Raw genomic sequence first — 12397 nt, 5'->3', positions numbered from 1 at the left:
CCCAGCATGTTGCTTCCCGCGTCGCTGCTGCTGAAGGTGCTCGCCGTTCCGCTTCTCGCGAGAGTTGCATGGCTGGACTTCACGACACAGAAAATATCCAATCGTGATGTGCTGCTGCTGTTGTGCCTGGGAATCGGATCGATGCAATTTATGTCGATTCAGGCCGGGTCATGGTGGGACATGGGTCTGAGCTTCATTGTGGGCTTTGCCCTGTTTGTCGTGCTCTTTCCCTTCTGGGTCTTGCGCAAGGTCGGGGCCGGAGACGTCAAGCTTATAGCGGTGGTGCCGTTCCTGGCCGGCGGGACCGACCTCGTGTTGTTTACCTTGCTGTTGCTGGTCTTTGCGCTCATCACGGCAGCGGTCGTGAAGAATCCCTTCATGCTGCCTGCCGGTGCCTTTCGGCTTTACGCCGAGCATCTCGATCGCAAGGGTGTTGTTCCGTTCGGCGTGCCGATCTCAATCGCGGCGATCTGCTCGATCGTATTCCACATCGTCAGCCGACTAACGGGCTATGGCGGTATTGAGAATTTCCTCTGATGCGCAACGGGCTAGCCCCTATTCCACGCTGAGCCGATACCCAATACCGCGCACCGTCTGCAGCCAGACCGGATTGGACGGATCGCGCTCGATCTTGCGGTGCAGGGGGTTGATCTGGAGTCGATGGTGCGCTCGCCGACTTCGGAATCGTCACCGGCGAGTTCATAACGCCGCATGGTTTTCGCCGACCCGTGCGGCGAAGACCGCCAGGGTCTCCTGCTCGCGGCCGCGCGCCCGCCACCCCGCCTCAGTTCGCGCCTGGACAGCGTGCCATGCGTTCCCCAGCGCTCCTAACGACATTGGCACGATCATCGAAGATCGCTTCAATGGCAGGTTCCAGATCGAAAAAAGGAAGAGAAGAAGAATCTGTGCGCTCTCTGCACACAGTCTCCCAAATTATCTGCTTTTGCAGGAGTCGCCTGGTGGTGATCTGCCTCGGGAGCCGGCGATCGGCGCGGAGGCGACCATTCCTGGCAAAAAAATTTCCGGCTTCGCATGACCTTCCGCCGCAACACGGACAAGCCGCTGCCGGCAAGGGGCTGAGCAATAAAAAGCCCGCCACCGCGAGGCAGCGGGTTCTCTTTCGGAAATGATGAGCTGCCTTTTACGGCCGGCCTTCATGGGGCGGGGTTGCGGATGCCTCTGGCCGGACATTCGACGTCATTGAAGCGAGGCACTCTTCCAGACGTTCCAGCCGCGCCTTCTGGCATCGCAGTGTGTGCGCGACGTCATGCAGCCTGGATTTACCCTGAGAGTTGGCGGCAGCGATCAAGTCTATTTGTAGCCGACTGATCTCGCTCCGCAGATCGCGAGCGTCAGCTTCCATCAGACCCCTGATCCATCCAGCCCCGCGCATTCCAGCACACCATCCACCGAGCCCTGCGTCGCACGATAGCAGCGAGTTTGCTAACAACCATGCCATGAACCTTCTCGAATTTTATGCATTGCTAATATATAAAAGGCCCGCCACCGTCAGGCGTCCGGGCAGTTTTTGCCCGTTCGGATCGATCTGTGAGGTTTGTCACGGACGCATCGACGTATCGGCGTAGGCTACGTGCAGTTTCCTGCAGGGGTAAAGGGAGTGGTCCCGATGCTTGTGAACCTTCCTATGCTTGTGAATCTTCGTCTTGTCGCAGTTGGTCCCCTTGCCGATTGGGTCCGTCATCGAGCCGAGCAGAAGGCGCTGTTGAAGGCGACGGACGAGTTGAGCAAGTCACCAGACGACATGCTCAGCGACATCGGGATTTCCCGTGACGACATCACGACGTTTGCGTTCCGCAGCCCGGCGTCGAGACGTTGGGGCTGAGCAACAAAAAAGCCCGCCACCGTGAGGCAGCGAGCCAAATTATTCAAGAATTAAACTGGATCGTTCCAGGTTCCGTAGCGCGGGAAGCGCGGCCGGTAGCCGAACACCCGGCCGAGGATGCGAATGCAAGAAGATGGCCCTCGTCCGCACACCAGGGAATCGAGAAGGAACGTCTCGTGCAGACTTCCCTTGGCGGCAAAGCGGCCCCCATAGCCTCGCCCGTGATTGTTGCGCCAGCTCATGGTTTGCGGATGACCGCCTCCAAACATGGCGACCACAACGCACCCGTCCTCCAGTTCCGCGTCTGGATCAATGATAAGGCTTTCAGCCCGAAGCTCGGGGTAGGTGTCTGTCACCGCAAACACGTTGTAGGCCCACTTGCTGGCGGCACTGCGAGGCAAAACTGCTGCCCCAGGGTCACGTGACCGTGCCGAGACGATCGCGGGCTATCAGATGCCGTCGACGTTCTGTTGAGCCGCGACCGAAATTCGACTAGTCGAGTCAGCCGCTTCCGATGATCGCCAGTATATCAAGCAAACGACCAGCCCGGCGTACCCGACTTGCAGAACGATCAGCGCAAGGACCGCACAGCCGAGCGCGGTCCAAATTGAACCGGCTTCGATGTAGGTCCAGATCGCCACAATGATCGCAGTGGCAGACATGCCGACCAAAAACTGTGGAAAATACATTCCTCCGCGTTTCATTAATTTAGCGATTGCGCAATTAGCCGATTCTAAAATATCGCTGCAGCATGATGTCGCATCGGCTAGCACTTACCCATCCACAGAAATGGTCGCTGCAGTCTTTGGGTGTGGGGCCGCACCGGCCACCGCGCGCGAAGATAGAGCCCCCCGCGCTGCCTAGATATAGTCATATTAGCAATCACGCCATTAACCATGTAGGCGCTCCCAAGCCAAAACTCAGGGAATCCCTCTTGAAGGCTCAAACGAGAGGACAAGCTAATACCGTTGAGAGTCGCGGGCATGGACGACGGTATGGGCGAGCATCTTGGGGTTTTCGACCTTGACGCTTTGCGCAAGGCTTTCCTCGAGTTCGTAGAAGAGCATAAAACCACGGATCATCCTGAGTGGGGCGAACTCGCCAAGCTGTTCCTCGAAAATCAACGAGAGCGGCACCAAGAACCGGACCCTGCCCAGCCGGAGGGGTGAACGCACCAGCGCTGTGTGACCGGACCGGCGCAGAAGCCATGACCAGAACAAACCGGAGATTCACGGATTCGCGGTGTCGATCTACATTTGCTCTGAGATGGCATTGGCGTGGCGCTGGCCGGTTAGGTAAGCGAGCCCCTTGTCAGGCAGTCCGGCATGTAGGACATGACCGGCACGTCGGGGAAGCCTCAGGCTAAGTCCACCCTTTCGGCGACACGACGATTCACTTCGATAATCAATTAGAAGACGCTTTCAAGCTCGCCGTTGATCTGGTCGGCAGGAATGCCGGCCTTCCGATCGCATAAGCGTGACAATTCCCTCCTATGACTTCCCACATTCGGTTGTCGATTCGACTTCGAAGGCCGTAATCGGCCAGCATATGGAATTAGTCGGCCCGGTCACGCGCATCGACGGCGACAAGGTAACCGTCAGCCTCTGGCCACTGGTGACTGTCGACGCCGAGCACGTGCGCGTTGTTGAGAGCCATGTGGGGTCGCCACGGCGAAAAAAGCCGATTGTTGACAAAGCCTAACGGCGCTGCTTGAGGAGATCAAAGGCCTCGTCGCAGGGGCAGCCGCCGGAAAGAATGGGATTCGGGCCGCTTTGGATAATTATGCGGTTCCCGAGCCAGCACCGCGACAAGTACCGAGCAGTCGAGCTCCTCGTTGAACGAAAAGTGCGGGTCGGCCTCTGGCAAGATCTGAGCCAAGCGTAGCGATTTCAACCTGGCTGTCTTGGCGGCACGTTCTGTGCATTCAACCTCATTGATCGCTTTCGCGGACCGCACTGCACCTCTGCGTTCTCCCAGCCAACACATTTCCTGGTCGCCTCATTCTCACCTCCCCCCAACGCAAATTTCTACATTCGGATGAACCATGTCGCCCTTCATTCTGATGAAGCCCAAGCTCAAGCAGCGGACCAGATGGCCGCGATTGTGGGCTCGCACCGCCCGGCGAGGTGACGCGAGCCCGGCCGAGTCTTGCGGGACCTCGACCAGCAGCGAACACCCACTCGCTGCCGTTCTATCAACAAAGCCCCCAAATTTCAGGTTCCGCTTATATACAAAAAAGCCGGCCTCCTTTCGGCAGCCGGCTAGTTCCAACAGAACAAGGGAACGTGCACTGATGGGGCAGTGCAACGCCCGAAGTGTTCGAGGCCACAATGTTCCAAGGGTGAGAATAACGAGGCAGCCTAGCTAGCGGTTGGTGCCAGCCGCATGGCTTGCCCCCTCCGCCCTCTTGACTGCCCGAGCGGGTTAGGTACCTTCACTGCGTGCCTTGAGAGAAGCGGCCCGGGCACCTTTGGAAATCAAGCCGCGTGATAACCGACGATGGGGGAGCCCTTACGTCGTAGACAACGAGCAGCACGGCTGCCCAAGCACAACTCCAAACAACAACAATCCGGCTTCCGCGCCCATGGCGGCGTTGCGGCCACTAAAAAACATGGAGCAAAGTGATGACCAAAATTGTCGAATATCAGGATAGTGACGTGACGGTGGTATCGCGGAATGCGTTGCGAGGCGCACTGGAACTGGTGACCGATGACGACCACACAACCTTCCTCGAACTGGACAGGGACAGCGCCGAGTGGCTGGTGTCGGCGCTCCTCGACTTCCTCATGGAAGGCAAACACCCAGAAACACCAAAGATGACTGTTGAACCGGCCGCTGACGCCGCCAGAGACCGCGACCAAGTTCTAACCGCCATTTTTGAAGGCATAGCAGCAGCCTATCAAGCCACGCTCTATGAAAACAATGATCCTTTGGACAATTGCGCGACCTTTGCAGAGACGGCACTAGCGTGGCTGGAGTCGAGTGGCTTAAGAGTGGTGCGTTAAGCCACCTTTGCTGCCTGCACGGTTTCGGGCGAACCGTGCAGGTTGCCCAATGGGGCGAAAGTGGAACAAACAGGGGATTCACATTCCCGGAGTTCCGATCTAGAATCATTCCATGGAAACGGTGTTCGATGATATCGCCAACGCCCTCAGAGAGCCCCGCTCAGACGTGTGGCGCCCAGTCCGCGCCTTCGCCCTCGATCTTGCCGCCAAGCTGTTCCTTGGCCTCGCTGTCGGCCTAGGCGTTTGCTTTGGAATGGCGCTGGCTGGTTAGCTATCTCGCTGCGGCCGACTGAAGTGCGACAGCAGCAAAATCTGCCGTTGAGTTTCCCGAAAACGTAGCAGTCTCTGATTCAGCGGAGGTCGAACTTGTTGATGCATGGATGCCAAGGAAATCCTTTCCACAAAGGGCACTAAAATCTTCGGTGACATTGCTCATGGACCCGGAGGTGGTGCCGGAAGCGATGAGCGAGATAAAAGCGATGCCATCGGCTGGAATGGTGATGGTAATCCTGTCGCCGCTTTCTGCAGCTATCGCGGCAGGTATCTCAGAAGCTCCAACCACTCTGTAAATCTGCGCCGTGACAGACGGGTTGCCGCCATCAAAAGTGAACCCGATGTCGGTCGACGTTGTGTTTTCCAATATGTCGCCGCTGCCGGCTGATATGAACCAGATCTCGGAATTGGCGCTTGAGGGCACATCATGACTGCGCACCAGGCGCCTTGCCCGAAGGTCGCCGACAGTTACGGTATCTAGCGTCCGCAACTCCCCGAAAAACTTCCATGAGACTTCGAGCCAGATATCCCTACCGGTAGCAACAGCACCAAGGTTTTTCGAGGGCGCCTTAACCGTGGGGCCAGGGACGAGCCCCCCAGTATTAAAGGCCGAGACAGCCGAGACCATGATCGGTGACGAGCGCCGTAAATTCTGAAAGCCAATGATCGCCGCCGTGATCGCCAACGCCGCCAGGACAAGGGCAATCGCTATCCAAACAACTGACCGGCGTCGATTTCGCATCGTTGCCCCAACCCTAGGGGAAATATCAACGTATTAGCAACTGCTTGTATTTCTCGTGAACCAGGATCATTCTGCTGCACGGAGGCCACCAGTAACGATGGAAAAGGGGAACGTCATGGAATCCGTTTGCTACGCCCAAAGCTCGATCTGTTTGCTGTCGCTCTTAGTCAACACCACGATGGCGCTTATTGTTTTGACGCCATTCGCAGCGACGCGCCTGCTGGTGTTGAGGATGCGCGCGGACTCGGGCCGAAACCTTCAACTCGCCTAAGGCGCCGTGGGCAAACCACGTTACCGAGGCGCAGATCATGCGAATATTTCTGTTGATCCTTGCCGCTGTCGCCGTGTTCTACATCTGGGACAACGTGGCGAACAAAGGGCTGTACACTGCCCAGATTGAACGCAGCGTGGGTCTAGTCGCAGGCTTCAAACTCATAAACTAGCGCATCGCGATTGGTTGCACATCATGGCCAGAAGGTTGCCGCAACCATCAGACTGCACCGATGTGGGCCATGAGATCGGCAATGACGGTGTCCCTCTCGGGTGCGCTCGGTACCGTCGAGAACGTTGCAAGCTCAAAAATCTTGCGGTCGAGATAGCCGCCAACCGATTTGCCGAGGCACATCTTGCGCGTCGTCAAATCGTTGATGGTATTACCCGACGCAACGGACGCCTCGATGCCGCCATTGACGGAGAATAGAGGCTCCCGCCTTCGTGGCGCCATGTCGTCACCACAGGCACGCCGGTCGAAATGGCAGTACTGGGAACCTGCCAAGGGTACGACACGAAATTCGATCCTTGGCCAATGGGCCCCGGGATAGAAGTGCCATTTGCAAGTAACCAGCGTCGTCACCCCACAGGATGTCATTGTTAGCGGCGTTGCCTGCGCCAGTGTTGTTGGTGTTGTTGGTGTTGATGGCATCGATGTAGCCCGAACAGATCACAAAGCCGGACGACAGCCTCACGAAATTGGAGATGCTCGCGCCTATCAGTTGGCTGGTGATGCCGTTGAAATCGGCGCATGTCCGGCTGATTGGACCTGCAGTTGTAACGGCCGGCTGCGCACTGGTGACCCCAATCTTCTCGAAGTGCCGGCCGCCGCCGGTCTGGTCCTTGAAGGAATCGGTGCCGGGCGTCGGAATCTTCGCCGTGGAAGGGTTGTCGATGTTGGCTTCGATCTTCAGTGCTTCGAGCCTGCCGCTCAGACTCCGCCGAGCGTCGGTTCTTTGCGGTAGGCATTTTCCGCCGCGACGAATTCCGAGGTCGGTCTCGGGAGCTTCAGTGCTGATCTGAAGTAAGCGGCGCTGGCCGTTTTCGAAGAGCGAGATATCTTGGCAGCGATGTTCATTGCCATTATGTCCATCGCAAACGCGATGCGTCCCGTCGCGTTTGTCACGTTTGCCGAAAATATTCCCGCCTAGCCGCTACCTCGGCTTTCCATCTGCCGCCGACGCGCCGGCCGAAACCTTTCCGATCTTCTGGCCGAGAGCCTCGGCGGCAACCGCCGTCTCGACCCAATCTCCAGAACTCCGATCCTCGAACTCCGTTTCGATCTCAGCGACGAGCGCCGCTATTTGCGCGAGTTGGCGTCTGATCGCTGCGAGTTTGCGCACGGTGCTCATGGGCACGTCTCGATCGATGCCGGAACCAAAGTCGTTGAGCAAAGTTTCCTTACCGAAGGGCGTTTTAGGTTTTTGGAGAACTCGAAATGAAGACCATCATCCTTGGCGCATTGGCGCTTTGCTTGGCTGCGCCTGCGGTCGCGTCCGCAGAAGAAGGCATCGTCGTCCAGACCCAGCGACATCACCACCGCCATTATTGGGACGACAACAATAACGACCGTGTGGTCATCTATCGGAACGGACACCGTCTCCATCGCCGCCATCATGGCGAGCAGGCGTTTTACGACAATGGCGAGCGCGCCTGGCGCCGGCATCATCACCGGTCCAGCGACTTTGTGGTCACCGGATCGATCAACCGTCCGATGCATCACCGCCGTCACGTCGTCATTCAGCAGGACGACAACAACGATTATGACACCGACTATTGATCGCAGTCTAACGGCCCGGCCTTCGACGAGAGCCGGGCACCGGAGGGAGGGGTTTCGCTATGACGATGCTGTTTCAATCCTTGGACTTGGACGGTCACAAGCGCAGCGAGCTTTACCATGCGGCGCGGTTGTCGATGCTCCAATGTCGTGTGTTGACGCGCTTCGATCGGGTCGAAGAGGCTGCCGATAAGGTGCAAGCAGCGGCTGAGTTGTTCGCTGAGGCGGCTCGACCTGTCGGAAGCACTCAAACGCTCGGTATGTGAGCGCCAAGTCGGCGGCGGAACCGGCAGGCGGCAACGCGCGTTGCCTTTGCATGGTCGACTATCTCAAATCGGTACTGAAGGAACTGTGTCCTGCCTGGCTCATGCGGAAGGCGGGCGTCGTAGACGTTCGCCCTGTTGAGCAGCAGCCAGCCATAAGCGATCTAATAGGTGCGGCGCCGCCGACGCGATATCGTGGGCCGGTGCGGTCCGAGCCTCCCGACCACAGGCTTAACGAGTCCATAAGCAAGCGCAATTCGGGCTGACCCGCGACGCAGAAAGTTCGAAAAGCTTCCAGGACCCCCAACAAACTGGACGACGCAAACGACGCAAACTGGACGCCGCAGACAACAATCAGGTTCACGGACATCCTGGTGAGCATTCGCATTGGAGCGGATAGTATCGTCGGCAAAAGAGGGTCCGAAAAGGCCTTTCGGCAGCTCCCTCGTAGGAACGAAAAAAGAAGAGAAGCGGAACTTGCGTGTGCAGTATTTGCACACGAACCCTCATAACATTTGATTTGATTTTCAGCATCTGTTTAACATCAGAACCTTAGAACCTGCCGCACACGCTGCGTCAGCAAGACCTTCCTGCAACGCGACGTTGCGCGGCGCCGGGGCACCGACACCAAGTCGATCGCAGTGAGACGCCGACAAAGCCCTGTTAGCGCGCCTGAAGCCTTCGGCGAACTCATCGACCTCCATATCGACGACATGTGCGATGTAGGCAAGTCCCCTCGCCGCTCCAAGGCCGCAGCCCTCGCTATGCTCCGAACATCTGGGGAAGTGCAGCATCGCCACCCTCGATCGCGAACGGCTCGTTCGCATCGGTCGTGATCGAGCCGCCCAGGGTGCCGGACGATGAGTCTCGGTATCGACATCACCTGGGAAAGTCGTTGAGCGTCGTTCCTGGATGATCTGCCTGGTCGTGATCGCGACAGCCGCTGGCGAGAGCCGCCAAACACGCATGAGATTGTCTGAAGCGGAGGACCGTCCATGGAAGGACCTATTTCGAGCTATTTTGCATCGATTGAACCCGTGGGGCCCTGACGTTTTCTGGACCGCTTGCTGCATCCGGCGCGGCATTTCAAACATCCCCACGACGTTTTGGCCGATGTTGCCCTGGACGATCAGGAGAAGCGCGCCATTCTTTCGCCATGGGCATCGGATGCCTGCGCCGTAGAATCCGTGCCAGCGCTTCGCATGCTGCCGCGAGCGGGTGAACCGGTCAGCTTCGACACGATCATGGATGCGTTGCAACAGTTGGATCAATCGGATGAGCGTGCCGGTCCTGACTGCAGTGACAGCGCGGCAGTGGCCGCGTTCGTACCATTCGTCGATCGGATTTAAGGGCGACGTAGTTGTTCTTGCACCATGGACCCGTCGGCGAGTGACCCCGCCGGCGGAAGGGGTGGCATTGGTGCGTTCGCCCAGATTGCCGATGAAAATTTTCCTATTCTTGCTCTTGAAGGTGCAAGTCGCGATTCTAAATTGATGGTCGCCGGCCGCCCAATGGGGCCGGCAACACCAGGAGGCGGCAAGGCTCTTGGGCGCCTTCTGTTGTCCATGTTGCTCAAAGGAGGATGTGGCTATGAAGACAAACCTCGATTTTACCCCTCTATACCGGTCCAGCATCGGCTTCGACCGCATGGTCGACATGCTTGAAAGTGCGAGCCGTGTGGCCTCGTTCGACAACTGGCCGCCCTACGTCGCCAAGGTTGATGATGATCAGTATCGCATCACGATGGCGGTCGCCGGTTTCCCGCAGGACCAGTTGACCGTCACCTACCAGCCCAACATGCTGGTTGTGAGCGGGTCGCAATCCGGCGATGAGAACGGCCAGTATCTCTACCGCGGCATCAACGGGCGCGCTTTCGAGCGTCGGTTCGAACTGGCCGATCATGTCAAAGTCGGGGGCGCCAGCCTAGAGAACGGGCTGCTGAGCATCGATCTCAAGCGCGAGGTTCCCGAGGAGATGAAACCGCGCAAGATCGAAATCTCCAGCGGGGCTCCCATGCCGAAGATCGAGGCGCCCAAGGTCGAGACCGACAAGCTGGCCGCCTGAGCAATCCACCATGAGGCTTTCGCTTGAGCCGGGCGGCCCGCCCGGCTCAGAGACCTACGAAAGGAGAAAGACAATGAGCGTACGTGACTTGATCCCATGGGGCCGGGGCAACGGAAACTCGGCGCCCAGTCTCTTCCCTGATGGAGATCGAGACCCCTTCGTCTCCCTCCACCGGGAGGTAAACCGGCTGTTCGATGACGCCTTCCGCAGCTTTGGCGCCAGACTGCCGGCCTTTGGTCCCTCTTTCGCCGCCAGTTGGCCGAGTGTCGAAATCTCCGACACGGACAAGGAAGTCCGCGTCACGGCGGAAATACCTGGCCTGGACGAGAGCGACATAGAAGTCCTGCTGGAAAATGGGGCGCTCAAGCTTAAAGGCGAGAAGCGTTCCGAGACCGAGGACAAGGACCGGCAGTTCTCCGAGCGCTTCTACGGTCGCTTCGAGCGCCTCATTCCGCTCGGCTACGAGGTTGAAGAAGACAAGGTCAACGCCGCCTTCAAGAACGGGGTGCTGACCGTGACGTTGCCCAAGACCGAGCGGGCGCAGGCGAAGGCTAAGCGGATCGCAATCAACGGGAAGAACTGACGGATGCAGTATGGGTGGCGGCCCTTACGGCCGCTGCCCGTGCGACCCTTCATAACGGGAAGGACAGGCAATGGAGACAGTTCAAAGCAGCGACAACAGAAACCTAACCAAGACGTCCGTCCGGCCGGACAATGACAATCGGCCTCGTCTAGACGGGCCGGCTTTGTCAATGGGACGGTCAGTGTTTCCGGACGGCGCAACGGCGCGGATCTACCAGCCATGCCGCCCGGCCATGACCTCGGCAAAGCCCCGCAAGGCCTGGCGATTGGTCTTCGAACGCCGCACAGCCCCGTTCATCGAGCCGCTGATGGGCTATACCGGTGGCCGGGACACCCTGACCCAGGTTGAACTGAACTTTCCGACGCTGGAAGCGGCGATCCGTTATGCCGAGCGTCAAGGCCTCAACTATGTCGTGCAGGCTGCACCTCCTGCTTCCCAGGCCAAGGTCACGCGCCAGCATGCATCGGAGGAGAAACAGGCCTTTTCCGACCTGGTTTGGCAGCGGCTGCAGTTGGCTTGGCTCCAGGCAAGCCACGGCTATGGCGCCGGCGCACAGGCAGCGCACATACAGACGGCGCTTTCCGAGCCGGAGACATTCTACGCCTCTCCGATGGAGGTTGTGGATGACCCGGTGCTCGCACCCGACGAGAAACGCGCTGTGCTCAAGAACTGGGCCTGGAACGAGTACCTGATCGACCTGGCCACCGCCGAAGGCATGCCGGAAAATGCACGCCCGTCGCGATTGGACGAGGTCGAACTCGCCTTGCTGGCCTTGGAAGTCCGAAACCGGGGCTTCCAGACCAGGACCAGCCCGGTGCACTCCCGGATAGCCGCATGATAAGGCAAGAAGGAACCCACTGATCGTCTTCGACGCCCAACGGACCATCCCGAAACCCTTCCCGCTTGCGGTCGCGGCAGCGGGCGGGCGCGCGCCGACAACTTTCCCAATGCGTGGGCGCCCGATTGCGCCTCGGCAGAACTCGGCCCAGTTGTTAGGATCGCGCTGATATGGACTCCAATGAATTGGCGACAGAGGTTCCTATGTATCAATCCTTCAACGGCTCCGCCCATCCCCTGGCACCGAAAGAGATCGCGATCGCTGCCGTCCCCGAAGACGAGCGTGTCTGGGTCCCACAGGCGGAGGGCGTGTGGTTCCGACCACTTATGCTCAACACAATGCAAGGGCAGTGGTGCAATCTGCTCCGCGTACGCCGGGCCGGGATATTAAGCCGTCATCTGCATCCGGCCCCCGTGCATGGCTATGTGATCAAGGGGCGTTGGCACTATCTTGAACACGACTGGGTGGCAGAGACGGGATCTTACGTTTTCGAGCCGCCCGGTGAAATCCACACGCTCACGGTTCCAAGCGACGTGCCCGAGATGATCACCTTCTTCAACATTTCCGGCTGCATGGTTTACCTGGACAAGGATAACAAGCAGATTGGTTTCGAGGACGTTTTCACCAAGATCGACATGTGCAGAAATCACTATGCGAGCGTGGGTCTCGGTGACGATTTCGTCGATCAATTCGTACGGTAGACATCCGCCCGTTTGCCTTCCGCTGCGGTGAGTTCGCG

General features: G+C 58.5%; 17 protein-coding genes and 1 pseudogene. 12 read left to right on the top strand and 6 right to left on the bottom strand.

Annotation, left to right across the window (positions count from 1 at the left end; translation table 11 throughout):
• Positions 1-6 precede the first annotated feature (6 nt).
• A complete protein-coding gene (locus NKI64_RS24730; RefSeq protein ID WP_352670605.1) occupies positions 7-537 on the top strand; it encodes a prepilin peptidase in 531 nt (176 codons plus the stop codon).
• Positions 538-555: 18 nt separating this feature from the next.
• Here the strand turns inward: NKI64_RS24730 and NKI64_RS24725 are convergent.
• Positions 556-774, bottom strand: a pseudogene (locus NKI64_RS24725) (winged helix-turn-helix domain-containing protein); the annotation flags it as partial.
• Between the two features lie 853 nt (positions 775-1627).
• Between NKI64_RS24725 and NKI64_RS24720 the strand changes: the two are divergent.
• Positions 1628-1843 carry a hypothetical protein gene (locus NKI64_RS24720; protein ID WP_023741144.1) on the top strand — a complete coding sequence of 72 codons (216 nt, stop codon included), beginning with the start codon at positions 1628-1630 and terminating at the stop codon, positions 1841-1843.
• A gap of 50 nt (positions 1844-1893) precedes the next feature.
• Here NKI64_RS24720 and NKI64_RS24715 read toward each other — a convergent pair whose 3' ends face one another.
• Both NKI64_RS24715 and NKI64_RS24710 read right to left on the bottom strand, forming a co-directional pair.
• Positions 1894-2199: a hypothetical protein gene (locus tag NKI64_RS24715; RefSeq protein WP_352497380.1), complete on the bottom strand. Its 306-nt coding sequence runs from the start codon at positions 2197-2199 to the stop codon at positions 1894-1896.
• A gap of 93 nt (positions 2200-2292) precedes the next feature.
• Complete coding sequence (locus NKI64_RS24710) at positions 2293-2616, bottom strand: exopolysaccharide production repressor protein (protein WP_352497379.1); 324 nt, start codon at positions 2614-2616, stop codon at positions 2293-2295.
• 210 nt (positions 2617-2826) lie between these two features.
• Here NKI64_RS24710 and NKI64_RS24705 point away from each other — a divergent pair, with 210 nt between their 5' ends.
• Together NKI64_RS24705 and NKI64_RS24700 are read left to right on the top strand one after the other, a co-directional pair.
• Positions 2827-3012 carry a hypothetical protein gene (locus NKI64_RS24705; RefSeq protein WP_023833470.1) on the top strand — a complete coding sequence of 62 codons (186 nt, stop codon included), beginning with the start codon at positions 2827-2829 and terminating at the stop codon, positions 3010-3012.
• A gap of 1455 nt (positions 3013-4467) precedes the next feature.
• Positions 4468-4848, top strand: coding sequence for a hypothetical protein (locus NKI64_RS24700; protein WP_352670601.1), 381 nt, complete (start codon positions 4468-4470; stop codon positions 4846-4848).
• A 271-nt stretch (positions 4849-5119) separates the two neighbouring features.
• On the opposite strand, the gene NKI64_RS24695 is transcribed toward NKI64_RS24700, so the two are convergent.
• Positions 5120-5863 (bottom strand): hypothetical protein, encoded by a 744-nt coding sequence (locus tag NKI64_RS24695; protein WP_352670599.1) that lies wholly within the window; start codon positions 5861-5863, stop codon positions 5120-5122.
• Between the two features lie 490 nt (positions 5864-6353).
• Positions 6354-6587, bottom strand: coding sequence for a hypothetical protein (locus tag NKI64_RS24690; protein ID WP_352670596.1), 234 nt, complete (start codon positions 6585-6587; stop codon positions 6354-6356).
• 106 nt (positions 6588-6693) lie between these two features.
• Between NKI64_RS24690 and NKI64_RS24685 the strand changes: the two genes are divergently transcribed.
• Positions 6694-7098, top strand: coding sequence for a hypothetical protein (locus NKI64_RS24685; protein WP_352670593.1), 405 nt, complete (start codon positions 6694-6696; stop codon positions 7096-7098).
• A 189-nt stretch (positions 7099-7287) separates the two neighbouring features.
• On the opposite strand, the gene NKI64_RS24680 is transcribed toward NKI64_RS24685, so the two are convergent.
• The gene (locus tag NKI64_RS24680; RefSeq protein ID WP_023707506.1) at positions 7288-7485 is read right to left on the bottom strand and encodes a hypothetical protein; all 198 of its coding nucleotides are present in this window, start codon (positions 7483-7485) and stop codon (positions 7288-7290) included.
• An 86-nt stretch (positions 7486-7571) separates the two neighbouring features.
• Here NKI64_RS24680 and NKI64_RS24675 point away from each other — a divergent pair, with 86 nt between their 5' ends.
• The 7 genes from NKI64_RS24675 (at position 7572) to NKI64_RS24645 (ending at position 12359) form a co-directional block, all read left to right on the top strand.
• Positions 7572-7913: a hypothetical protein gene (locus NKI64_RS24675; RefSeq protein WP_023734669.1), complete on the top strand. Its 342-nt coding sequence runs from the start codon at positions 7572-7574 to the stop codon at positions 7911-7913.
• A 59-nt stretch (positions 7914-7972) separates the two neighbouring features.
• A complete protein-coding gene (locus NKI64_RS24670) occupies positions 7973-8176 on the top strand; it encodes a hypothetical protein (protein ID WP_023706890.1) in 204 nt (67 codons plus the stop codon).
• Positions 8177-9237: 1061 nt separating this feature from the next.
• On the top strand, positions 9238-9522 hold the full coding sequence (locus tag NKI64_RS24665) for a hypothetical protein (protein ID WP_348626206.1): 285 nt from the start codon (positions 9238-9240) through the stop codon (positions 9520-9522).
• Positions 9523-9763: 241 nt separating this feature from the next.
• Positions 9764-10237: an Hsp20 family protein gene (locus NKI64_RS24660; RefSeq protein WP_031243428.1), complete on the top strand. Its 474-nt coding sequence runs from the start codon at positions 9764-9766 to the stop codon at positions 10235-10237.
• A gap of 73 nt (positions 10238-10310) precedes the next feature.
• Positions 10311-10820 (top strand): Hsp20/alpha crystallin family protein, encoded by a 510-nt coding sequence (locus NKI64_RS24655; RefSeq protein WP_023696160.1) that lies wholly within the window; start codon positions 10311-10313, stop codon positions 10818-10820.
• A gap of 70 nt (positions 10821-10890) precedes the next feature.
• Entirely contained in the window at positions 10891-11658 is a 768-nt protein-coding gene (locus tag NKI64_RS24650; RefSeq protein ID WP_352520024.1) for an NADH dehydrogenase ubiquinone Fe-S protein 4, read from the top strand.
• A 203-nt stretch (positions 11659-11861) separates the two neighbouring features.
• A complete protein-coding gene (locus NKI64_RS24645) occupies positions 11862-12359 on the top strand; it encodes a 2,4'-dihydroxyacetophenone dioxygenase family protein (RefSeq protein WP_023710477.1) in 498 nt (165 codons plus the stop codon).
• The last annotated feature ends 38 nt before the right edge of the window (positions 12360-12397 follow it).

Source organism: Mesorhizobium sp. M0478, from assembly GCF_040321305.1.
In the GTDB taxonomy this organism is placed as follows: Bacteria; Pseudomonadota; Alphaproteobacteria; order Rhizobiales; family Rhizobiaceae; genus Mesorhizobium.
Note: the sequence above shows the minus strand (reverse complement) of the source record. Positions and strands in the feature narration are given on the sequence as shown.

Bases quoted from the DNA above. Each gene is read 5' to 3' on its own strand.
- NKI64_RS24730 (WP_352670605.1), top strand. From the start codon at position 7: ATGTTGCTTCCCGCGTCGCTGCTGCTGAAGGTGCTCGCCGTTCCGCTT.
- NKI64_RS24720 (WP_023741144.1), top strand. From the start codon at position 1,628: ATGCTTGTGAACCTTCCTATGCTTGTGAATCTTCGTCTTGTCGCAGTT.
- NKI64_RS24705 (WP_023833470.1), top strand. From the start codon at position 2,827: ATGGACGACGGTATGGGCGAGCATCTTGGGGTTTTCGACCTTGACGCT.
- NKI64_RS24700 (WP_352670601.1), top strand. From the start codon at position 4,468: ATGACCAAAATTGTCGAATATCAGGATAGTGACGTGACGGTGGTATCG.
- NKI64_RS24695 (WP_352670599.1), bottom strand. From the start codon at position 5,863: ATGCGAAATCGACGCCGGTCAGTTGTTTGGATAGCGATTGCCCTTGTC.
- NKI64_RS24690 (WP_352670596.1), bottom strand. From the start codon at position 6,587: ATGGCGCCACGAAGGCGGGAGCCTCTATTCTCCGTCAATGGCGGCATC.
- NKI64_RS24680 (WP_023707506.1), bottom strand. From the start codon at position 7,485: ATGAGCACCGTGCGCAAACTCGCAGCGATCAGACGCCAACTCGCGCAA.
- NKI64_RS24675 (WP_023734669.1), top strand. From the start codon at position 7,572: ATGAAGACCATCATCCTTGGCGCATTGGCGCTTTGCTTGGCTGCGCCT.
- NKI64_RS24670 (WP_023706890.1), top strand. From the start codon at position 7,973: ATGACGATGCTGTTTCAATCCTTGGACTTGGACGGTCACAAGCGCAGC.
- NKI64_RS24660 (WP_031243428.1), top strand. From the start codon at position 9,764: ATGAAGACAAACCTCGATTTTACCCCTCTATACCGGTCCAGCATCGGC.
- NKI64_RS24655 (WP_023696160.1), top strand. From the start codon at position 10,311: ATGAGCGTACGTGACTTGATCCCATGGGGCCGGGGCAACGGAAACTCG.
- NKI64_RS24650 (WP_352520024.1), top strand. From the start codon at position 10,891: ATGGAGACAGTTCAAAGCAGCGACAACAGAAACCTAACCAAGACGTCC.
- NKI64_RS24645 (WP_023710477.1), top strand. From the start codon at position 11,862: ATGTATCAATCCTTCAACGGCTCCGCCCATCCCCTGGCACCGAAAGAG.